This is a genomic window from Janthinobacterium sp. NKUCC08_JDC (assembly GCF_019345575.1).
GTDB classification, from domain to species: Bacteria; Pseudomonadota; Gammaproteobacteria; order Burkholderiales; family Burkholderiaceae_D; genus Janthinobacterium; species Janthinobacterium aestuarii.
Window position 1 is genome coordinate 61,908 of the sequence record NZ_JAHKQW010000003.1, and the last position, 20,800, is coordinate 82,707.

Sequence of the window (20,800 nt, forward strand, 5' to 3'; positions counted from 1 at the left end):
GGTACACAATCGTGCGCGGCCTTGACCGCGTGTCTTGGCGCGCGCGCCGCCCTGTGTTGTAATGTTGATCATCCCGACTGAGCACGCAAGGCCATGAGAACCCGCATCAAGATCTGCTGTATCGCTTCCATCGACGAAGCGCAACTGGCCATTGCCGCCGGCGCCGACGCGCTGGGCCTGGTGGCGGCCATGCCATCGGGCCCCGGCCCGATTCCCGACGCGCGCATCGCGCAGATCGCCGCATGGACACCACCTCCAGTCGCCACCTTCCTGCTGACGTCCGAGACGACGGCGCAAGCCATCGCCGAACACGTGCGCGCCACGCAGCCGTCCACCGTGCAGATCGTCGGCCATATCGATCCCGGCGAAGTGGCACAGCTGGCGCGTTTGCTGCCGCACGTGCGGCGCGTGCAGGTGATCCACGTGGAGGGGCCGGAGGCGCTGGACCTGATTCCCGCCTACGCGCCCCACGTCCATGCTTTCCTGCTCGACTCGGGGCGTCCCGGCGCGGCGGTGCCGGAGCTGGGCGGCACGGGCCGCACGCACGACTGGTCCGTCAGCGCGCGTTTCGTGCGCGCCAGCCCCCGTCCCGTTTTCCTGGCCGGTGGGCTGGACGACACCAATGTGATGGAAGCGCTGCGCCAGGTGCGCCCCTACGGCATCGACCTGTGTTCGCGCGTGCGCACGGATGGCCAGCTCGACGTCATGAAGCTGGCCTTGCTGATGGCGGCCGTGCGTGACGTCGATGCGGCGCTGTATGCGGAAGGCTAGAGTGTATTCATCTCGCGCACGAACGCTTCCGTAAACGCGGCCACCATGCCGCTGGCCGCGCGCGGCGAGATCAGGCCGACGACGGAGTGCGATTCCTCGTCCGGCAGGGCGATGAAACGCACGCCCGGCGGCGCCACCAGGCGCATGCTGTCGGGGACGATGGCGATGCCCATGTTGGCCTCGATCAGGTTCAGCTGCGACGTCTTGCGCGACAGGGCGCGCGCCGCCTTCGGGAAGAAACCCTGCGCCAGGCACAGGCCCGCCACCAGGTAGCTGAGGCCTCCCCGGTCCTTGTGCGGGATCGAGACGAACGCTTCGTCGCGCAGGGCCGCAATCGTCGTGCGTTCCAGTGCGGCCAGCGGCGACGCCGCCGACACGGCCACCACCAGCTTTTCCGCAAACAGTTCGCGCACGACGATGTTGGCGTGCTTGCGCAAGGTGGGCAGGCGCACGAGGCCCAGGTCGGCGCGGCCTTCCTCGATGTCGGCAGCCTGGTTTTCCGACGATCCCTTCGACACATCGAGCGAAACGCCGGGGAACTGCGCCAGCAGGCGGTTCAGCACGGCGCCGATGGCGGGCGTGAGGGTGACGGAGCTTGAATGCAGCAGGCGGATGATGCCTTGCGCGCCTTGTCCCACGTGGCGTGTCTGGCGCACGGTTTCCTCGATGTCGTCGAGGATGCGTTTTGCCCGCTCATAAAAGACTTGTCCCGCGGGCGTGAGCTCGATATGGCGCGCGTCGCGCGTGAGCAGCAGTGCCTGTATCTCGCCCTCGAGTTCCTTGATTTGCCGGCTCAGGGCCGACTGCGCGATGTACAGCTTTTCCGCCGCGCGCGAGTAGCTGCCCGCATCGACGACTTCGACAAAGTAGCGGAACTGTCTGATGGAAATCAATCGTATGCCTTTTCGAGATCGGAGACTGCCTGATTTGATATTGGCCTGGCACTGCCGTTCGCGCTACAGTGGCCTGGTCTGCTGTCACTGCAAAGGAAAGGCCATGCTGGAATTGATCGGGGTGCTGGGACTGCTCGTCAGTATTATCGCAAAACTGATTTTCGTCCAGATCGGAGGCGCTGGAAAAGGAAAGGAAGACTAAGAGGCGAGGGTCGCGACGTAAGGCGCAGGCAGGGATAGGGGCTGTAAATGGCAGTCTATGGGCCGTGCATCCCATTCCGCCAACTGCCTGCCCGCGCACTTGAGCGCCGCCTCGCGCGCCGTCCACGCCTGCGCCAGCGCCAATGGGCGCTGCGCATCGGTGCAGGCGGCCAGTACTTCGGCCACCTGCGGCCCCAGATAATCGCGCGCCAGATGGAACCAGTCGCCAATGTACTGCACGCGCATCACGTCGATGCCAACAGCGCCATGCAGGCCGATGGCGGCCAGCGACAGTCCCTCGTCATGGCTGAACGACAGGCTGGCCGCGCGGCCGGCCAGCAGCAAGCGGGGAGGGGCGCCCGGCGTCGACTCCACCGAGATCGTTTCGATATCCAGCTTCAGCCAGTGCGCTGCCGCCTCGCGCGCGGCATCGCGGATGCGCAACCGGGCCTCCAAGCGCGGCAGCACGGCGGCGATGCCGATCACCAGCACGCCGTCTCCTGACAAGAGCACCGTAGCATCCATTAGCTACGATCAGTTGCGCAAAGGCGCGGCCGGGCAGCCCGCCCAGTTGCTGCCGGCGGGGATGTGCTCGCCCTTCATCACCAGGGTCAATGGTCCCAGGCGCGCGTTGTCGCCCACCTTGGCGCTGTACAGCACGGAGCTGCGCGGACCCATGTAGACGCGCTGGCCGATCTCCACGTGGTCGATCTTCATCACGCGGTCTTCGAACAGATGCGTTTGCGGGCAGGTCAGCGCATTCAATTCGCTGTAGTCGCCGATGTTCACGCAGTCGAATTCCGTGATGTCCGTCGTGTCCATGTAGACGCCGCGGCCGATCTTGCAGCCCATCAAGCGGAAAGCCAGCGGCAGCCACGGCGTGCCGCGCAGGTAGCGCATGAAGTTGGGCACGGCGATGCCTTCGTACAGATTGGTCACGCCTTCGGAAATCCACACGAACGGCGTCCACATGGGCGCTGCATGCTTGCGGTAGCGACCCAGCAGCAGCCACTTGAACAGCACGACGACCAGGAAATTGCCGATGCCGTAGGCCAGGCCGGCAATCGCCAGGTCGCTCACCACTTCACCCCAGCGCCCGGCACCCGCGATCGGCATCACGTCCAGCACGAGGGTATAGCCGACGGCGATCACCACGGCGTGCGGCGCGACGATGCGGAACGCTTCGATCAGGCTGCGGCCCAGGCGGCGCAATAGCGACGGCTTGAACGTCAGGTGCTCGGCAAAGCCGCTGACCTGTTCGCGCGCGGGTAAATGCATGGGCGGGGAGCCGAGCCACGTATCGCCGCTGTGCATCTGCTCATTGCGCGGCGCATGCGTGTGCACGCCGATCAGCACGTGCTCGGGCAGCACCGTGCCATCCGGGATGTAACTGCCATTGCCGACGAAGCTGCGGTGCGAGATGACGGTGGGGCGCATGGTCATCCAGCCGCCGTCGATCTGCTCGTCGCCCAGCATGACGGCGTCGGCGATGAAGGTGTCGTCGCCCAGGGTCAGCATGTCGGGCACGACGCCCAGGGCCGTGGAAATCTCGGCGCCCTTGCCCACCTTGGCGCCCAGCAGGCGGTACCAGTACGGCGCGTAGACGGTGGCGTAGATGCCGTGCAGGACGTTCAGGCTAGATTCCTGGATATGGCTGACCAGCCACTTGGCGCAATAGATATTGCTGTGCACGGGCGAGCTGCCCGGCTTCAAGCGGGGCAGCGCGCCCCAGCGGATGGCGGCGGACAGCAGGGCTGTGAGTACGATCAACACGGCGCTGGCGGGGAAGGCCAGCAGGAAGTAGCGGGCCAACTGGGTCGTCACGTCGCGGCCCTGCAGCCACGGCATCATTTCGCGCTCGTCGAACCAGTCGATCAGCACGAAGCTGGGGAAAACGGGCATGAAGAACAGCACGGCGATGAGGACCATGCCGAAGCAGAAGAACACGGTTTCTCCCGTCAGGCGCAGGCGCGAGACGGCGGGGCGCGGTGGGTGGCTGGCAGGGTCGAACGCGCCAATGTCGCGCGCGGGCGACCCCGTGTACACGCGTCCGGCCGGTACCGCGGCGCCATCGGCCAGCGCGGACTGGCCTTCCAGGTGGCCAAACGCGCCCACCGTGGTATTGCCCTCCAAAATCGCGTAAGAGCTGATGCAGGCATCGTCGCCGATGTCGATCTGGCCCAGCAGCAAACGGCCCCGTTCGACCCGGGCGTTTTCAAAGTTGACGGCATTGCCCACGCTGACGTTGTCGCCGATGGCCAGCAGGTCGGGCGCGCGCAGGGTCATCGAGCCGATGACGACTTCCTTGCCCACTTTCGCGCCGAGAGCGCGCAGCCACCAGCTGTTCAGGGATGAGCCGCTGAGCAGGTAGGCGGGCGCCGATTCGACCAGTCGGTCGGCCAGCCACCAGCGGTAGTAGGTAACGCCCCACAGCGGATAGCTGCCTGGTTTCAGACGCCCGGCGATCAGCCACTTGCCGGCAATCGCAATGGCAAATTCGGCCAGGGTCGCCAGCAGGAACACGCCGATCGAGGCGGCGATGGCGCGCGGCACGGTGTCGCCCGTGTCGCCCGTGAAGAAGTGATAGGTGAAGAAGGGCGCCATCCACTGCGCCATGCGTAGGGTGACGAGGCCCGGCACAGCCGCCGCCTGGGCCGCGCCGCAGGTCCAGCGCTTCAGGGTCGACGGTGGCGTCCATTGCGCTTCCGGCGTGGCCAGCGCAGGCGCCTCATTGAGCACGGCGGCGATCTTGCCGATCTGCCGGTTCTGGTAAATGTCGCGCACCGTCATGTGGGCGTAGGCCGGATCGGCGCGCAGGGCGGACGCCAGGCGCGCGGCCAGGAAGGAGTGGCCACCGAGGTCGCTGAAAAAGTCCAGCTGGCGCAAGATCGCCTGGCCCGGGAAGAGTTTGGCCAGCGCCGTGAACAGGGCCGCTTCGGCCGGCGTTTCCGGTACGTCCGATACACCCGCCTCGCCCGGCGGCGGCGCGGACAGCGGCATGGCCTTCAACGCCTTCCGGTCGATCTTGCCCGAGGTCAGGCGCGGCATCAGCGGCAGCAATTCAAAACGGCCCGGTACCATATACGGCGGCAAGTGCAGGTTCAAGGCCGTGCGCAGGGTTTTCGCGGCCAGGGCGTCGGCCGGCGCCTCGTCGCTGCCGACGATGTAGGCCACCAGCTGGTCGATGCCGTCATCCTTGCGCAGCAGGACGGCCACCGTGCCCACGCCCGGTTGCTGCGCCAGCACGGCTTCGATCTCGCCCAGCTCCACGCGGAAGCCGCGAATTTTCACCTGGTCGTCGGCGCGGCCCAGGCACAGCACCTGGCCGTCCGCATCGATGCGCGCCAGGTCGCCCGTGCGGTACAGGCGCGCGTCGCCGGGGCCCGTGCTCCAGGGATTGGGCAGGAATTTTTCCACCGTCAGGTCGGGCCGGCCCAGGTAGCCCTCGGCCAGGCCGGGGCCGATGATGCACAGCTCACCCGTCTCGCCGCGCGCCAGCAAAGTCAATGGACGGTTTTCTCCCGGCTCGGCCACCTGCAGCACCAGCAAGCCGTAGTTGGGCAGCGGCGTACCGATGGTCACAGGCTCGCCGGGGCGCAGGCGCGCCAGGCTGCACGAGACGGTCGCTTCCGTGGGGCCATAGGTGTTGAACATGGCGTGGCCCGGACGTGACCAGCGCTCGACCAGCGACTCCGGGCACATCTCGCCGCCCAGGTTGATCAGGCGCAGGCTCGGTACTTCCTCGGCGAACAGGGCCAGCAAGGTCGGCACGGCGTGCAGCACCGTGACTTGATTGGTGGCCAGCGCGCGCGGCAAGGCTTCCGGGTCGCCCGACATCTCCTTGGGCCCCAGCCACAGGGTGGCGCCCACCAGGTAGGCGATCCAGATTTCCTCGAACGACATGTCGAAGGCGACGGAAAAGCCCTGGTAGACGGTGTCGGACTGCGTCACTTCCAGCACGGCGTTTTCGCTGCGCAGGAAGTGGCAGATGCTGCGCTGATTGATCAATATGCCCTTGGGCTTGCCCGTGGAGCCGGACGTGTAGATCACATAGGCCGGGTGCTCGGGCAGCACGGTTGCGCGCGCGGGCAGCAGTTCGCCTGGCGCGGCGGGGGCCAGCAGGCTTTCCGCCGTCCATACGGGGCGGCCGATGCCTGCCTCGGCCAGGCGCGGCGCGAATTGGGCGCAGCTGACGACACCAAAGCCGTTTGCGTCATCGAGGCACACCTGCAGGCGCTCGACGGGCGTGTCTTCATCGACGGGCAGCCAGGCGGCGCCCGACTTGGCGATGGCCGCCTGCATCAGCAGCAGAGGGGCACCGCGCGGCAGCCACAGGCCCACGATGTCGCCGGGCTTGACGCCGGCCGCCACCAGGCGCGCTGCGGCCAAGCTGGCTTGCGCATCGAGCTGCGCATACGTGATGCGGCGTTCGCCATCGATCAGGGCGATTTGCTCGGGGCAGCGGCGGGCCGTCGCTTCCAGCAGGTCGGCCAGTACTTCCTCGCGCAGCAGATCCGGTCGCGTCGGGCCGTACAGGATGTCGGCGTGGGTGGAAGGGATGCCTGGACTGACTGCGGTGAAATCGTTCATGGATGACGCTTATCTGTAATGCGGAGTGAGGAATCTGATGGGCTGCGCATGGCGCGCGGCACAGTTGATACATTACAGTACGCAAGACATTTCAGCGTTGCAGAACGGGGAATTTTGTAGGATTTTCAGCAAGTATGTGGCTGCAGGCTCAACTGCCATGATTACGGAATGTAAATCGCGGAAACATGGCGGCGATTTGCGCCAAAGTCGTCGCCGCCGGATAGCCGTGCAGGGGGCGGCCGGACAGCGCCGCGTCCGTGCAGCCTTCGGCGCGGAACTGCTGCAGCACATAATTGTCGACGCCTTTCGCGGCCAGGGTGGCGGCCAGGGCCAGCAACTGCTCGTCCGGCAGCAGGTCCGGGTGGGTGGTGGTGCGGCACTCGTAGGCGACGCCGCTGGCAAGGATGGCGTCCAGGCAGGCGCGTGCCGGGTCGCCGCTGCCGGCCACGCGGGTCACATGACGATAGTCGGCGAACGGCGCCTTGATGTCGAAACCGACCCAGTCGACCAGGGGCAGCACTTCCTGCAGGCGCTGCGGATAGATGCAGGCCGTGTGCAGGCCGATGCCGAAGCCCAGCGCCCTGACGTCCTGCATGGCGCGCGCCAGCGCCGGGTCCATGCACGCTTCGCCGCCGCTGAAGACGACGGCGTCGACCAGGCCCGTTCTGCGGCGCAGCCAGGTCAGGACGTCCTGCCAGGGCATTGCGCCTTCCGGCGTGCGCGCCTGCAAGTGCGGATTGTGGCAATAGCCGCAGCGCCAGGGGCAGCCCTGCACGAACACCACGGCCGCCAGCTTGCCCGGGTAGTCGGTGGCGGAAAAGGGCGTCAGGCCGCCCACTTTCAGCTCAAACGCCATGGCAGGCGGGCTGGCCCACGCGGGCGCTCGCTTCCGTAAAATACTGGCGCTCGTGGAATTCGCCCTGCTTGCCGATATTGAACGAGGCGACAGGGCGGTGATAGCCCATCACGCGGGTCCAGATTTCGCAGCGCTGGCGTTCCGTATCGAGCAGGGTGATGGCGGGAGTGAAGTCGGGACGTGCGTTCATGGCGTTTCCTTGAGTGGGTGAGCGAAATCGGATTGCTTGCGGGCGATCAGTTCCGCGTCGCAGGTGGGGCAGAATTCATGTTTGCCGGCCAGGTAGCCGTGGCGCGGGCAGATGGAAAACGTGGGCGTGACGGTGATGTAGGGCAGCGAGAAGCGGCTCAGCGCGCGTTTTACCAGCTCGCGGCAGGCATTCGCATCCGACAGCGCTTCCGTCATGTACAGGTGCAGCACCGTGCCGCCCGTGTACTTGCGCTGCAGCGCGTCCTGCAATTCCAGCGCTTCGAACGGGTCGTCCGTATGGCCGACGGGCAGCTGCGACGAATTCGTGTAATACGGGTTGTCGCTTGTTCCCGCCTGCAGGATGGCCGGATAGCGCTTGCGGTCTTCGCGGGCGAAGCGGTAGGTCGTGCCTTCGGCCGGCGTCGCCTCCAGGTTGTACATATGGCCCGTCTCTTTCTGGAACTGCACCATGCGGGCGCGCACGTGATCGAGCAGACGTATCGCCAGCGCATGGCCCTCGGCGGACGTGATGTCGTAAGCGTCGCCGCTGAAATTGCGGATCATCTCGTTGATGCCGTTCACGCCCAGGGTGGAAAAGTGATTGCGCAGGGTGCCCAGATAGCGTTTCGTGTACGGGAACAGGCCTTGCTGCATCAGTTCTTCGATGGTGCGGCGCTTGATTTCCAGGCTGGTCTTGCCCAGCTCCAGCAGGCGGTCCAGGTCGGCCATCAAGGCTGGCTCGTCGCCGCGCCACAAGTGGCCCAGGCGCGCGCAGTTGATGGTCACCACGCCCAGGGAACCCGTCTGCTCGGCGGAACCGAACAGGCCATTGCCCCGTTTGAGCAGCTCGCGCAAGTCCAGCTGCAAGCGGCAGCACATGGAACGTATCATGTTCGGCTTGAGTTCCGAATTGATGAAATTCTGGAAGTAGGGCAGGCCGTAGCGGGCCGTCATCTCGAACAGGCGTTCCGCGTTGTCGCTGTGCCAGTCGAAATCCTCGGTGATGTTATAGGTGGGGATGGGGAAGGTGAAGACCCGGCCCTTGGCGTCGCCCGCCATCATGATCTCGATATAGGCGCGGTTGATCATGTCCATTTCCGTCTGCAGCTCGCCATAGCTGAAGTCCATTTCCTGGCCGGCGATGACGGGAATCTGCTCGCGCAAATCGTCCGGGCAGACCCAGTCGAAGGTGAGGTTGGTGAACGGCGTCTGCGTGCCCCAGCGCGATGGCACGTTGAGGTTGAAGATCAGCTCCTGCATGTACTGGCGCACGTCTTCGTAGCGCAGGCTGTCCTTGCGGATGTAGGGCGCCATATAGGTGTCGAAGGAGCTGAACGCCTGTGCGCCGGCCCACTCGTTTTGCAGGGTGCCGAGGAAATTGACAATCTGGCCAATGGCGCTCGACATGTGTTTCGGCGGACCCGATTCGATCTTGCCCGGCACGCCATTCAAGCCTTCGTGCAGCAGGGTGCGCAGCGACCAGCCGGCGCAATAGCCGGCCAACATGTCGAGGTCGTGGATGTGCAGCGCCGCTTCGCGGTGCGCCGCGCCCACTTCCGGCGGATACACCTGGTCGAGCCAGTAGTTGGCGATGACCTTGCCCGACACGTTGAGTATCAGGCCGCCCAGCGAGTAACCCTGGTTGGCGTTGGCGTTGACACGCCAGTCGCGCCGGTCCAGGTATTCATTGATGGACGCGGCGACATCGACCTGGCCGCGTGTGGGGGAAACTGCATTTGTCGTCATGAAACCTCCAATAAACACAACATGCGGTGTTTTTATGGAGATTAATCACTAAATATAGTGACGTCAAAGGGCGCGTGCAGTTGCGTGACGAATCCTTGATGCAGGTGAAGAAAGCGCGTCAGCGGCTTTTTTTCGCGCGCCCCAGGCGCGGGATGAAGCAGCTCAGGCCAAAGTACATGGCGCCGCAGACGGCGATGCTGGCGACGGAGGCGGGCAGCACGTGCGCCCAGATTTCCCGTGCCGAGAAGGTGCTCCAGCTGGCCACGCGCGCGTCGAACGTGACGTAGTTCGCCAGCAGCCAGTAGACGGCCAGCAGGCCCGTGCAGATGCCGGCCTGGCGCAGCACGGGCATGGCGCGGCGGGCGAAGACGGCTTGCAGGAACAGCAGCAGCACGCCGGCCCAGACGCCCAGCGCCTCGGGCGAGAGCACGGAGAGCGTTTCTTCGACATAGCCGTCGGCGGGCGAAGCCCACTGTATTTGCAGCACGGTGAGGAATAGGGTGAGCAGGAATAGCAGCAGCGGTTTGCGGGGCATGGCGGGCAATCGGTGAGGGAGAAAAGTGGGGCATTTTACAGCCAGGTCAAGCAAGTTGAACGCGCGCCAGCCATGCATGCATTCCTTCACCTGCGTCAAGGACTGGGCGGTATGGGCGGGGCTATAGTCTGCACCCTGAGCCGATACAGGACTGTGAACACCATGATGCTTGAATCAACCACCGCCACCCGCGTGGCCGGACCGCTGGAACTGGTCTGCCCCGCCGGCAGCCTGCCTGCCTTGAAAGCGGCCATCGACAATGGCGCCGATACCGTCTACCTGGGTTTTCGCGACGCCACCAATGCGCGCAATTTCGCCGGCCTCAATTTCGACGAGAAGGCCATCGCCGAGGGCGTGCGCTACGCCCACCAATATGGACGCAAGGTGCTGCTGGCGCTGAACACCTATCCGCAGCCGCACAACTGGGCCGTCTGGCGCAGCGCCATCGACCGCGCCGCGCAGGCCGGTATCGACGCCATGATCGTGGCCGATCCGGGCCTGATGGCGTATGCAAGCGAGCACCACCCGCAGCTGCGTTTGCACCTGTCCGTGCAAGGTTCGGCCACCAACTACGAAGCGATCAATTTTTACCATGAACACTTCGGCATCGCCCGCGCCGTGCTGCCGCGCGTGCTGTCGATGGCGCAGGTCGAGCAACTGATCGCCAAGACGGAAGTCGAGATCGAGGTCTTCGGCTTCGGCAGCCTGTGCGTGATGGTCGAAGGGCGCTGCGCGCTGTCGTCGTATGCGACGGGCGAGGCGCCGAACACCCACGGCGTGTGCTCGCCGGCGAAATCCGTGCGCTGGCTGGAAACACCGAACGGCCTCGAATCGCGCCTGAACGGCGTGCTGATCGACCGCTATGCCCCAGGCGAAAACGCCAGCTATCCGACCCTGTGCAAGGGGCGTTTCGAAGTCAACGACGAAGAGTATTACGCGATCGAGGAGCCGGCCAGCCTGAACACGCTGGCGCTGCTGCCGCAGCTGATCGCCATGGGCGTGCGCGCCGTGAAGATCGAAGGACGCCAGCGCAGCCCCGCCTACGTGGCGCAGGTGACGCGCGTGTGGCGCGAAGCGATCGACGCCTGCCGCGAAGGCAATGCGCGCTACGCCGTCAAGCCGGCCTGGATGGCGTCCATGGACAAGCTGGCCGAGGGCCAGCAGCACACCTTGGGTGCCTACCATAGATCTTGGAAATAAAGGATGAACATGCTGAAGCTTTCTTTGGGCCCTTTGCTCTACTACTGGCCGCGCGCCACCGTTTTCGAGTTTTACCAGCAGATCGCCACCACGGCCGTCGATATCGTGTACCTGGGCGAAACCGTCTGTTCGCGCCGGCACGAGGTGCGCCTGGCCGACTGGCTCGATATCGCCGACATGCTGGCCGCCGCCGGCAAGGAAGTGGTGCTGTCGACGCAGGCGCTGATCGAGGCGGGTGCTGAACTGGCGACCCTGCGCCGCATCACGGGCAATGGCCGCTACGGCGTCGAGGCCAACGACATGGGCGCCGTGCACTGCATGGAAAAGGGCGCGTCCTTCGTCGCCGGCCCCCATCTGAACCTGTTCAATGGCCCCAGCCTGCAATTGCTGGCGCGCCTCGGGGCGCGGCGCTGGGTGATGCCGCTGGAAATGGGACAGACGGCGCTGGCCGAGATGCAGCGCCAGAAACCGGAAGGGCTGGAGACGGAGGTATTCGCCTACGGCCGCATGCCGCTGGCGTTTTCCGCGCGCTGCTTCACGGCGCGCAACCGCAACCTGCCGAAGGATGATTGCGGCTACAGTTGCCTGGAAGAGCCGGATGGCCTGCTGCTGCGCACGCGCGACGAAGTGCCGTTCCTCGTGTTGAATGGCACGCAGACGCAGTCGGCGCTCGTCTACAACCTGGTGCGCGAACTCGACGCCATGCGCGACATGGGCGTGTCGGTGGCGCGCATCAGCCCGCAAGCCATGCATACGGAACAAGTCATCGCCATCTTCGACCGCGCGCGCCGCGGCCAGGTCAGCGGCATCGGCGCCCAGGCCCAGCTGGCGGCTTGCCAGCCGGCCGGCGCCTGCGACGGCTACTGGCACGGCCAGCCTGGCATGGAACAGCACCAGCACGCCGCCCATTGAACGCATCGAAAGGAAGCACCATGCAAGATCAACTGGAAAGATTGCCCGTCCCGGCCAAGCCTCCCATGAGTAAGCCCGCCGCGTCATACCGGCTGCCCGAACCGCTGGCCGAATTGCTGTCCAAGCTGCCGCCGTATCCCGCCTCGTGGCTGTTCGTGCAAGGCTTGAACCGCCTGCTGGCGCCGCAATTGCCCGACGACGTGCGAAGCAGCCTGGAAGGGCGCAGCCTGCGCTTGCGGCTGCTGGACGCGGGCATCGCCTTCGATTTCGAGTGGCAGGGAACGGTGTTTGTGGCCGAGCGCTATGTCGACGTACCGGACCTGTGCATCGCCGCCAGCGTGCATGACTTGATGCTGCTGGCGCGGCGCCAGGAAGATCCGGACACGCTGTTCTTCAGCCGCCGTTTGAGCCTGGAAGGTGATACGGAGCTGGGCTTGCTGTTCAAGAATACGCTCGATGCCATCGAGCTGCCGCCGTTCGACCTGCAGGCGCTGGGACCGCGCCGGGTGCTGGCGCATCTGCGCGACCGGGGCGCGCGGGGAGGGTAAGCGGAGAGCTGGCGGCGCGCAGTGGCGGCACTCAATGGCGGCAGTGGCCGCAGGCGCCGCTGCACGAGGCCAGCTGTACTTCATCCGTTGCTTCGCCCATGAAGCCGGCGTCGTTGACGGCGGCCAGCAGGCGTTCCTGCGTGGCCAGGCGTTCGTCGAATTGCACCGTGGCGCCGTGGCGCGCCAGCGAGACGCAGACGGTGGCCACGCCCATGACGGCTTCGAGCGCGCCCGTCAGCCTGTCGGCGCAGCCTTCGTGATCCATTCCAATAATATTCAAGCGCGCTGTCTGCATGGGTTCCTCTTGTTTTTAAAATAAAAAAACAGCGTAGGCGAGGGGCAAGCATGCCGTCCAGAGCCGCACGCAAGATTTATTTTCTATTTGCGGTTTTATTGATCTGGATTAATTCCAACCGCTGCTGGCCAGCCTGAAAGTGCTGTTGTTTTATACACGGTCGCCGTATTCCAGTCGACAAGCGTGCTCTGCTGCGTGATACTGTCATTCTGATAAGTACGCTGATGAAAGCGCTGGAAAGGAGGGCCCATGCAGCGCCGCCCCCTGCTCAAGCTTGCCGCCCTGTGGCCGTTGGGCGCTGCCGCCGCCGGCAAGTCGTCGCCGCTGCCGCTCGTGTATCCGCGCCACCAGGCGATCGATGATCCGCAGCAAGGCTATGTGACGGCCTTGCTGCAACAGGCGCTGGCCCGTTCGGGCCGGGCCTATGCTTTGCGCCGTTCCGCGCTGCGCATGGTGCAGACGCGAGCGATGCAGGAAATCGCCACGGCGTCGGGCAGCGTCGACGTCGTCTGGACGATGACGAGCCGCGCGCGCGAGACGCAATTGCTGCCGGTGCGCATCCCCATCGACCGCGGCCTGATCGGCTGGCGAGTGGCCCTGATCCACGCGCGCCAGCCGCAGTTGCTGCGCGATGTGCGCAGCATCGCCGCGCTGGCGCGGCTGTCGGCCGGCCAGATGCGCGACTGGCCCGACTCGACCATCCTGCAGGCGAACGGCTTGCGCCTCGATACCTCGAGCACCTATGAAGGCCTGTTCCAGCAACTGGCGGCCGGGCGCATCGACTACTTTCCCCGCTCCGTGATCGAGGCGCAAAGCGAGCTGGCCAGCCATGCGCAATTGCCGCTGGCGCTCGATACTCACCTGGTCATCCGCTACCCGGCCGCGCTGTACTTTTTTGTCGGCAAGCACCGGCCGGAACTGGCGCGCCATATTGAAATCGGGCTGGAGAAGATGCTGGCCGATGGCAGTTTCGCGCAGCTGTTCCAGCGCCATTTCGGCCGCTTCGCCGATGGCTTGAAATTGTCCCGGCGCCACGTGCTGGAGCTGGCCAATCCCGACCTGCCCGAAGAGACGCCTTTGGTGCGCAAGGCACTTTGGTATCGTCCAAAACATTACTAATAGTTTTATTGATCAGTGTCAAACAAGCGCTTCAATCGTGCGCACGATGTTTGATGAAACGCAAAGCGAGTTCAACAGAACACCTGTTGACATAAATAGAATCTTCGCCGAACATAATTCCACGTTGCAACACTTTTGCAATACGTTCCCAGCACAAGCGGTGATACGCAGGTGTCGTGCGGGACCCGTGCGCCCGTTCAACAGCCAGCTGCCGCCAGCCGCCGAACGCTCTGTTCCCTTGTAACCATCCGTTATCTTTTCGAAGGTTTGCCCATGCTCGAGTCGATCACGTCGGTATTGCACCAGGTGCCGGAACTGGCCCTGTTCCTGGCGCTGGCGCTCGGTTATGCGGTAGGGCAGATACGCTTCGGTCCCATCCAGCTGGGCGGCGTGTGCGGCACCCTGATCGCCGCGCTGCTGATCGGCCAGCTGGGCATCACCCTGGACGCCAGCGTCAAGAACGTCTTCTTCATGCTGTTCATCTTTGCCCTCGGCTATGCGGGCGGTCCCCAGTTCTTTGCCAACCTCAACGCCAAGGGCTTGCGCCTGGGCTTGCTGTGCCTGATCGAAGTGGTGGTGGTGCTGGCGCTGGTGCTGCTGGCCACGCGTTTCCTGGGCCTGGATCAGGGCACGGCGGCCGGCATGATGGCGGGCGCGGCGACGGAATCGGCCGTCGTCGGCACGGCCACGGACGCCATCTCGAAACTGGCGCTGCCGGCCGCCCGCATCGCCGAACTGCAGGCCAACGTGGTCACCGCGTATTCCATCACGTACATTTTCGGCCTGATCGCCATTGTCATCGCCACCAGCCAGATTTTTCCGCTGCTGCTGCGCGTCAACCTGCGCGAGGAAGCCGATAAATTGTGGGAAAAGATGGGCGGTGCGCAGACCGACGGCGACGGCGTGCAGGCGACGCCGGAAATGGTGGGGCGCGCCTATCGCATCAGCCGCGGCGCGGGACGCCGTCTCGACGCCTTGCAGCATATTTTCGCGGGCCGCGCCAGCATCACGCGCGTGCGCCGGCATGGCAAGGTATTGCCCTTGGAACCCGCACTGCGCCTGCGCAACAACGACGAAGTGCTGGTGATCGGCCACCGTCCCGCGCTGGTGGCGGCCGAAGCCATCCTGGGCGAGGAATTTGCCGACACGACGGGCTTGAACATGGCGGTTTCCGCCGTCGAAGTGGTGCTGCAGCAAGCCGCGCTCGTCGGCCAGCCCTTGCGCCAGATGGCCTTGCCTTCGGGCGTGCACGTGGCGGCCGTCGTCCGTGGCGAGCACAGCATGCCGCCGCTGCCCGACCTGGCATTGCAGCGCGACGACGTGCTGCGCCTGTACGGCACGACGGAAGGGCGCGAACTGAACACGGCGCTGGCCGCCATCGGCAAGCGCGTGCCGACGGGCGACCGCAGCAATATCGTCTACGCCAGCATCGGCATCGTCCTGGGCGTGTATATCGGCGGCTTCAGTGCCAAGCTGGGCGGCATCCCGTTTTCGCTGGGCACGGGCGGCGGCGCCTTGCTCACAGGCCTCGTGTTCGGCTGGTACCAGGCGCGCAAACCGGGCATGCCGGGCATCCACCCCAGCGCGCTCGACATGATGAAAGATATTGGCCTGGCCACCTTCATCGCCTGCGTGGGCCTGGCGTCGGGTCCGCAGGCGATCGACCTGATCCGCCAGTACGGCCTGTCGCTGCCGCTGATGGGCGTGCTGATCGCCGTCATCCCCGCTTCGCTGTCGCTGCTGGTCGGTCACTTTTTCCTCAAGCTGGAAGCACCCGTGCTGCTGGGCGCCATCGCCGGCCAGCAGTGCAGCACGCCGGCCCTGTCCGCCGTGCAGAACGCGGCCGGCAATTCCACGCCCTTGCTCGGCTACACGATTACCTATGCTATCTCGAACGTGGTGCTGCCCCTGTTGGGGCCGCTGATCGTGGCCCTGGCCGGGTCGGTGCACGCATGAGCAGCCTGCAAGAGCATAAGCAGTAAAGAATTCCTTCAACATGAAAGGCGGTCCGCATGGAATGGTTGCATGAGTTATTCAAGAAGTCGCCTGAAATTGCCTTGTTTCTCTCCCTGGCAGTGGGTTACTACATCGGCAAGATCAAGTTCGGCTCGTTCCAGCTGGGCGGGGTAGCCGGTTCACTGCTGGTGGCGGTACTCGTCAGCCAGGTAGGCGTCGCCATCGATCCTGGCGTCAAGTCGGTGCTGTTCGCCCTGTTCATTTACGCGGTCGGCTATGAAAGCGGCCCGCAGTTCTTCAATTCCCTGGGGCGCCAGTCCGTGCGCGAAATCATCCTGGCCGTCGTGCTGGCCGTGACGGCGCTGCTGACGGTGGTCATCCTGGCCAAGATGTTCGACCTGGACAAGGGCCTGGCGGCCGGCGTGGCGGCGGGCGGCTTGACGCAGTCGGCCATCATCGGCACGGCAGGCGACGCGATCACCAAGCTGGGCCTGGCGGCCGACGAAGTGGCGCGCTTGCAGGGGAACGTGGCCGTCGGCTATGCCGTCACCTATGTGTTCGGTTCGTTTGGCGCCATCATCGTTTGCGTCAACATCTTGCCGAAACTCATGGGCCGTACCATCCGCGAAGATGCGATCAAGGCGGAAACGGCGCTGCAGGCGGGCGTGCAGGTGCTGGGACCGGGCCAGACGCCGGCCGCGCCCGACTTGATTGGCCGCATCTACGACGTGGGCCCCGGTGCCGGGCGTTCCGTCGAGGAGATCGAAAGCGCCCATCCGAACACGGCCATTACCATCGAGCGCGTGAAACGCAATGGCCAGATCATCGACGTCAGCCCGGACCTGGTGCTGGCGGCCGACGATATCGTGCTGCTGGTGGGCCGGCGCGAAGCCATGCTCAGCGTCTCTTCCCAGCTGGGCAAGGAATTGCTTGCCGTCGAAGGCATGGAGTTGGTGATGCAGCGCCGCGACATGGTGCTGACCAACAAGGCTTACCACAACAAGACGGTGGGCGAAATCCGCAGCGCGACGGCGCCGGGTGTGCGTCACGGCATCTTTGTCGTGCAGCTGAGCCGCATGGGCAAGATCTTGCCCATGCAGGCGGAAACCGTCGTGCAGACGGGCGACGTGGTGACCATCTATGGCGCCGAGCAGGACGTCAAGCGCGTGGCGGCCGAAGTGGGCTACATGATCGTGCCGAGCGCCAAGACGGACTTTGTCTACATGGGTGCCGGCCTCGTCGTCGGCCTGCTCGTGGGCTTGCTGGTGGCGCGCATCGGCTCGATTCCGCTGACCCTGGGCAGCGGTGGCGGCGTGCTGCTGTCGGGCCTGGTATTCGGCTGGTTCCGCGCCAAGCGCCAGACGTTCGGCTACATGCCCAGCGGCGCCGTGCAAATCCTCAAGGACCTGGGCCTGGCCGGCTTCGTTGCCGTCGTCGGCCTCACGTCCGGCCTGCAAGCCGTGCAAACCGTGCGCGAACACGGCCTGACACTATTCGGCGTCGGCGTGGTGGTGACCATCCTGCCGATGATTTTGACCATGCTGATCGGCCGCTACATCTTGCGTTATGACAACGTGGCCGTGTTTGCGGGCGCCTTGTCCGGCTCGCGCAGCGCCAATCCCGCGTTCGGCGAAGTGCTGAACGCGGCGCAAAACTCGATTCCCACCGTACCGTTTGCCATCACGTATGCCTTGGCCAACGTTTTCCTGACTTTGCTGGGGCCGCTCATCGTGGCCTTCGTCTGAGTCTGCAAGAACCCTGCACATTGTCTGTCTAAAGGAGTAGCACACATGGATTTCAGTAACCCAAGCAAACTCGCCCTGTTGAGCCCATTCGAATTGAAGGATGCGCTGATCCAGACGGCCAAGCAAAGCAACCGTTTGATGCTCAATGCGGGCCGCGGCAACCCGAATTTCCTGGCCACCACGCCGCGCCACGGCTTCTTCCAGTTCGGCCAGTTCGCCATGACGGAAGCGGAGCGTTCCTATGTCTATATGGACGACGTGGGCGGTTTTCCCACGCGCGACGGCATCGAGGCGCGCTTTGAAATCTTCGTGCGCAAGCATGAAGGCAACCCGGGCGTGCATTTCATCGAGGCGGCCGTGTCGTATGTGCGCGACCAGCTGGGCTTGAGCGCGGGCGACTTCCTCTACGAGATGTGCGAAGCCATCCTCGGTTGCAACTATCCCGTGCCGGACCGCATGCTGCGCCTGTCCGAGAAAATCGTCGGCCAGTATATCCACCGCGAAATGGTGGGCGACCATCCCTTCGTCGGCAACTTCGACATGTACGCCGTCGAAGGCGGCACGGCCGCCATGACGTATCTGTTTGCCAGCCTGAAATCGAACCACATCATCCAGGAAGGCGACACGATCGCCCTGGGCATGCCGATCTTCACGCCGTACATCGAGATTCCCCAGCTGAACGATTACAAGCTGAACACCGTGCACATCGATGCGCCGCAATCGAACAACTGGCAATTCACGAAGAAGGAGCTGGACAAGCTGCTCGATCCGAAAGTAAAAGCTTTCTTCCTCGTCAACCCCAGCAATCCACCGTCCGTCAAGATCGATGACGACACCCTGGAATACATCGCCAAGATCATCAAGAAGCGCCCGGACCTGATCATTTTGACCGATGACGTGTATGGCACTTTTGCCGACAATTTCGTCTCGCTGTTCGCCATCTGCCCGTTCAATACCATCCTCGTGTATTCGTTCTCGAAATACTTCGGTGCGACGGGCTGGCGCATGGGCGTGGTGGCCACGCATGAAGACAATGTGCTCGACGCCAAGATTGCCAAGTTGCCGGAAACCATCAAGAAGCAGCTCGATGCGCGCTACCACTCGATCACGACGGAGCCGCGCGCGCTGAAATTCATCGACCGCCTGGTGGCCGACAGCCGCACGGTGGCGCTGAACCACACGGCCGGCCTGTCCACGCCCGTGCAGGCGCAGATGACCTTGTTCTCCCTGTTCTCGCTGATGGATGAAGAGCAAAAGTACAAGCAGTCGATGAAGCGCATCGTGTTGCGCCGCAAGGAAGCGCTGTACCGCGAGCTGGGCTTGCCGATGGTGCACGACGCCAATTCCGTGCGCTATTACCACTTGCTGGACATGGAATCGCTGGCCGCGCAAATGCATGGCGTGGAGTTTTCGCAGTGGCTGCTGAAAAAGCTGAAACCGAATGAAGCGCTGTTCCGCCTGGCCGAGGAAACGGGCGTCATCCTGCTGCCGGGCCGCGGCTTCGGCACGACGCACCCGTCCGGCCGCGTGTCGCTGGCCAACCTGAACGAATACGACTACGCCAACATCGGCCGCGCCATCCGCAACATGGCGTCCGAGTTCTTTGCCGTGTTTGAAAAGGAAAAAGAAAAGGGCGGCAAGAAGGCGAAGAAATAATTAGTTTGGTAAAGGCTTGACCGCAACGGGCGCCCCGCAAGAGGCGCCCGTTTTCATGTGCCAGTCCCGGTAACCAATAGTGCAGGCTGGAATGGACATCCGTAGATATAATTGCTATTGTGAAAGTATAAACATGGCAACCCCGTGCTTTCCCCTCATTCATTGACTGGACGCTACATGGGCAGATTGCAAGGACACTTATCATTATTGCTGGCCAGCGCGCTGGGCGCGGCCATGCCCGCCCAGGCGGAACCGCTGACCTTTAACGAAGCGCTGCAGCAAGCGGCCAAGGCTTCGGGCGCCGTGCAGGGCGCCGCGCTCGACGTGCGCGCAAAAACACTCAAAGCCGAGGCGCTATCGAATATCGATGGTCCATCCGTGGACTTGACGGCGTTTCGCGGCCGTTTGTCGACGGACTTGAATATCGATACGAGCGGCCTGGCCGGCGTGGTGGGCGGCATCGAATCCGTGCTGCCGCCGATTCCCGGCTTGCCCACGCCGCACATTCCCAATTCCCTGAACCGCGAAGTGGTGACGGATTTGACGTCGTTCGGCTTGCTGGGCATGTGGCCCATCTACACGGGCGGGCGCCTGGACGCCGTCAAGGGCCTCGCATCGAGCCTGACCCTGGCCGCGCAGGCCGAGCGCACGGAAGCGGAAGAGCAGCTGGCCACCTTGGTGGCGCAGCGCTATTTCCAGTTGCTGCTGGCCAAAAGAGTGGTGGCCGTGCGGGCCGAAGTGACGGCCGGCGTGACGCAGCACCAGCGCGACGCGGCCAGGCTGGAAAAGGGCGGCCTGATTTCGCGCGCGGAACGCCTGCGCGCCGACGTGGCCCTGGACAGTGCCCGCAGCGACGAGGCGCAGGCACGCAGCGACGAGGAAATCGCCCAGGTGGCGCTCGACCGCTTGCTTGCCGTCAATACACAAGTGCTTCCCAGCACGCCGCTGTTCGTCAACAGCTTGCCGGTCGGCACCTTGCAATCGTTCATCAGCACGGGCATGCGGGAAAACGCGAACTGGAAAAAGATCGACAGCAAGCGCGTGCAGGCCGAGCAAGCGTTGAAGCTGCATGGCAAGGAATACGCACCCACCGTGTTTGCCATCGGTAATTACAATTTGAATCGCGGCAACGAAAAACTCGTGCGCTCGAACTGGGCCATCGGCCTCGTCGTGTCCGTGCCGCTCGTGCACCGCATCAATACGGGCAAGATGATCGCCGCCGCCAAGCTGGACCAGGAGCGGGTGGAAGTGGTGGCCCGCCAGGCCGAGCGCGACATTCCCACCCTGATCGAGAAGAACTGGCGCGCGCTGGAAAACGCCCGTATCCAGTACCTGTCCACTGCCTCGTCGGTGGAGCTGGCGCGCGAAAATATCCGCTTGCAAACGGTGGCTTTCCAGCAAGGGCAAGTGACGTCGCTGGAAGTGGTCGATGCGCGCCTGAACCTGGCCAAGGTCGAGACCCAGCGCGCGCAGACGGCCTATAACTATGTGATGGGGCTGGCGCAATTGCTGGAAGCGACGGGCGAGACGCAACGCCTGGGCAGCCTGGCCGCCGCGGCCGATATCCAATTACCTGTGGACAAATAAT

General features: G+C 64.3%; 17 protein-coding genes. 9 read left to right on the forward strand and 8 right to left on the reverse strand.

Annotated features, from left to right (window positions below; translation table 11 throughout):
- Positions 1–93 precede the first annotated feature (93 nt).
- Positions 94–771, forward strand: a complete 678-nt coding sequence (locus tag KO538_RS10135; RefSeq protein ID WP_219328232.1) for a phosphoribosylanthranilate isomerase — start codon at positions 94–96, stop codon at positions 769–771.
- Here KO538_RS10135 and KO538_RS10140 read toward each other — a convergent pair.
- The 7 genes from KO538_RS10140 to KO538_RS10170 form a co-directional block, all read right to left on the reverse strand.
- Positions 768–1,664 carry a LysR family transcriptional regulator gene (locus KO538_RS10140; RefSeq protein ID WP_219328233.1) on the reverse strand — a complete coding sequence of 299 codons (897 nt, stop codon included), beginning with the start codon at positions 1,662–1,664 and terminating at the stop codon, positions 768–770. The two genes, KO538_RS10135 and KO538_RS10140, sit on opposite strands and share 4 nt — an antisense overlap.
- Before the next feature lie 198 nt (positions 1,665–1,862).
- The gene (locus KO538_RS10145; RefSeq protein ID WP_219328234.1) at positions 1,863–2,378 is read right to left on the reverse strand and encodes a 4'-phosphopantetheinyl transferase superfamily protein; all 516 of its coding nucleotides are present in this window, start codon (positions 2,376–2,378) and stop codon (positions 1,863–1,865) included.
- Between the two features lie 21 nt (positions 2,379–2,399).
- The gene (locus KO538_RS10150) at positions 2,400–6,455 is read right to left on the reverse strand and encodes a Pls/PosA family non-ribosomal peptide synthetase (RefSeq protein ID WP_219328235.1); all 4,056 of its coding nucleotides are present in this window, start codon (positions 6,453–6,455) and stop codon (positions 2,400–2,402) included.
- A 148-nt stretch (positions 6,456–6,603) separates the two neighbouring features.
- Positions 6,604–7,311: an anaerobic ribonucleoside-triphosphate reductase activating protein gene (locus KO538_RS10155; RefSeq protein WP_219328236.1), complete on the reverse strand. Its 708-nt coding sequence runs from the start codon at positions 7,309–7,311 to the stop codon at positions 6,604–6,606.
- A complete protein-coding gene (nrdD, locus tag KO538_RS10160; RefSeq protein WP_034757000.1) occupies positions 7,301–7,501 on the reverse strand; it encodes an anaerobic ribonucleoside-triphosphate reductase in 201 nt (66 codons plus the stop codon). Before nrdD ends, KO538_RS10155 begins: the two co-directional genes overlap by 11 nt.
- Positions 7,498–9,246, reverse strand: coding sequence for a ribonucleoside triphosphate reductase (locus KO538_RS10165; protein ID WP_219328237.1), 1,749 nt, complete (start codon positions 9,244–9,246; stop codon positions 7,498–7,500). The genes nrdD and KO538_RS10165 overlap by 4 nt, the downstream gene beginning before the upstream one ends.
- Before the next feature lie 118 nt (positions 9,247–9,364).
- On the reverse strand, positions 9,365–9,781 hold the full coding sequence (locus tag KO538_RS10170; RefSeq protein WP_219328238.1) for a hypothetical protein: 417 nt from the start codon (positions 9,779–9,781) through the stop codon (positions 9,365–9,367).
- A 165-nt stretch (positions 9,782–9,946) separates the two neighbouring features.
- On the opposite strand from KO538_RS10170, the gene KO538_RS10175 reads away from it, so the two are divergent.
- The 3 genes from KO538_RS10175 (at position 9,947) to KO538_RS10185 (ending at position 12,441) form a co-directional block, all read left to right on the forward strand.
- Positions 9,947–10,981, forward strand: a complete 1,035-nt coding sequence (locus KO538_RS10175) for a peptidase U32 family protein (protein ID WP_034757933.1) — start codon at positions 9,947–9,949, stop codon at positions 10,979–10,981.
- 9 nt (positions 10,982–10,990) lie between these two features.
- Positions 10,991–11,893: a U32 family peptidase gene (locus KO538_RS10180; protein ID WP_070304404.1), complete on the forward strand. Its 903-nt coding sequence runs from the start codon at positions 10,991–10,993 to the stop codon at positions 11,891–11,893.
- Between the two features lie 65 nt (positions 11,894–11,958).
- On the forward strand, positions 11,959–12,441 hold the full coding sequence (locus KO538_RS10185) for an SCP2 domain-containing protein (protein WP_034757010.1): 483 nt from the start codon (positions 11,959–11,961) through the stop codon (positions 12,439–12,441).
- A gap of 31 nt (positions 12,442–12,472) precedes the next feature.
- Here the strand turns inward: KO538_RS10185 and KO538_RS10190 are convergent, their stop codons facing one another.
- The gene (locus tag KO538_RS10190) at positions 12,473–12,736 is read right to left on the reverse strand and encodes a heavy-metal-associated domain-containing protein (protein ID WP_081368211.1); all 264 of its coding nucleotides are present in this window, start codon (positions 12,734–12,736) and stop codon (positions 12,473–12,475) included.
- A gap of 249 nt (positions 12,737–12,985) precedes the next feature.
- Here KO538_RS10190 and KO538_RS10195 point away from each other — a divergent pair, with 249 nt between their 5' ends.
- From KO538_RS10195 to KO538_RS10215, 5 genes are all read left to right on the forward strand, one after another.
- The gene (locus KO538_RS10195; RefSeq protein WP_219328239.1) at positions 12,986–13,855 is read left to right on the forward strand and encodes an ABC transporter substrate-binding protein; all 870 of its coding nucleotides are present in this window, start codon (positions 12,986–12,988) and stop codon (positions 13,853–13,855) included.
- 273 nt (positions 13,856–14,128) lie between these two features.
- Positions 14,129–15,811: an aspartate-alanine antiporter gene (gene aspT, locus KO538_RS10200; RefSeq protein WP_219328240.1), complete on the forward strand. Its 1,683-nt coding sequence runs from the start codon at positions 14,129–14,131 to the stop codon at positions 15,809–15,811.
- Between the two features lie 56 nt (positions 15,812–15,867).
- The gene (gene aspT / locus KO538_RS10205) at positions 15,868–17,556 is read left to right on the forward strand and encodes an aspartate-alanine antiporter (RefSeq protein WP_034757016.1); all 1,689 of its coding nucleotides are present in this window, start codon (positions 15,868–15,870) and stop codon (positions 17,554–17,556) included.
- Positions 17,557–17,601: 45 nt separating this feature from the next.
- Positions 17,602–19,212 (forward strand): bifunctional aspartate transaminase/aspartate 4-decarboxylase, encoded by a 1,611-nt coding sequence (locus tag KO538_RS10210; RefSeq protein WP_070304267.1) that lies wholly within the window; start codon positions 17,602–17,604, stop codon positions 19,210–19,212.
- A 177-nt stretch (positions 19,213–19,389) separates the two neighbouring features.
- Positions 19,390–20,799 carry a TolC family protein gene (locus tag KO538_RS10215; protein WP_257620282.1) on the forward strand — a complete coding sequence of 470 codons (1,410 nt, stop codon included), beginning with the start codon at positions 19,390–19,392 and terminating at the stop codon, positions 20,797–20,799.
- Position 20,800 lies beyond the last annotated feature (1 nt).

What these genes read in the sequence shown, in the direction of transcription:
- KO538_RS10135 (WP_219328232.1), top strand. Translation starts at nt 94, where the DNA reads ATGAGAACCCGCATCAAGATCTGCTGTATCGCTTCCATCGACGAAGCG.
- KO538_RS10215 (WP_257620282.1), top strand. Translation starts at nt 19,390, where the DNA reads ATGGGCAGATTGCAAGGACACTTATCATTATTGCTGGCCAGCGCGCTG.
- KO538_RS10180 (WP_070304404.1), top strand. Translation starts at nt 10,991, where the DNA reads ATGCTGAAGCTTTCTTTGGGCCCTTTGCTCTACTACTGGCCGCGCGCC.
- KO538_RS10175 (WP_034757933.1), top strand. Translation starts at nt 9,947, where the DNA reads ATGCTTGAATCAACCACCGCCACCCGCGTGGCCGGACCGCTGGAACTG.
- KO538_RS10210 (WP_070304267.1), top strand. Translation starts at nt 17,602, where the DNA reads ATGGATTTCAGTAACCCAAGCAAACTCGCCCTGTTGAGCCCATTCGAA.
- KO538_RS10150 (WP_219328235.1), bottom strand. Translation starts at nt 6,455, where the DNA reads ATGAACGATTTCACCGCAGTCAGTCCAGGCATCCCTTCCACCCACGCC.
- aspT (WP_034757016.1), top strand. Translation starts at nt 15,868, where the DNA reads ATGGAATGGTTGCATGAGTTATTCAAGAAGTCGCCTGAAATTGCCTTG.
- KO538_RS10170 (WP_219328238.1), bottom strand. Translation starts at nt 9,781, where the DNA reads ATGCCCCGCAAACCGCTGCTGCTATTCCTGCTCACCCTATTCCTCACC.
- aspT (WP_219328240.1), top strand. Translation starts at nt 14,129, where the DNA reads ATGCTCGAGTCGATCACGTCGGTATTGCACCAGGTGCCGGAACTGGCC.
- KO538_RS10185 (WP_034757010.1), top strand. Translation starts at nt 11,959, where the DNA reads ATGAGTAAGCCCGCCGCGTCATACCGGCTGCCCGAACCGCTGGCCGAA.
- KO538_RS10190 (WP_081368211.1), bottom strand. Translation starts at nt 12,736, where the DNA reads ATGCAGACAGCGCGCTTGAATATTATTGGAATGGATCACGAAGGCTGC.
- KO538_RS10195 (WP_219328239.1), top strand. Translation starts at nt 12,986, where the DNA reads ATGCAGCGCCGCCCCCTGCTCAAGCTTGCCGCCCTGTGGCCGTTGGGC.
- nrdD (WP_034757000.1), bottom strand. Translation starts at nt 7,501, where the DNA reads ATGAACGCACGTCCCGACTTCACTCCCGCCATCACCCTGCTCGATACG.
- KO538_RS10165 (WP_219328237.1), bottom strand. Translation starts at nt 9,246, where the DNA reads ATGACGACAAATGCAGTTTCCCCCACACGCGGCCAGGTCGATGTCGCC.
- KO538_RS10155 (WP_219328236.1), bottom strand. Translation starts at nt 7,311, where the DNA reads ATGGCGTTTGAGCTGAAAGTGGGCGGCCTGACGCCCTTTTCCGCCACC.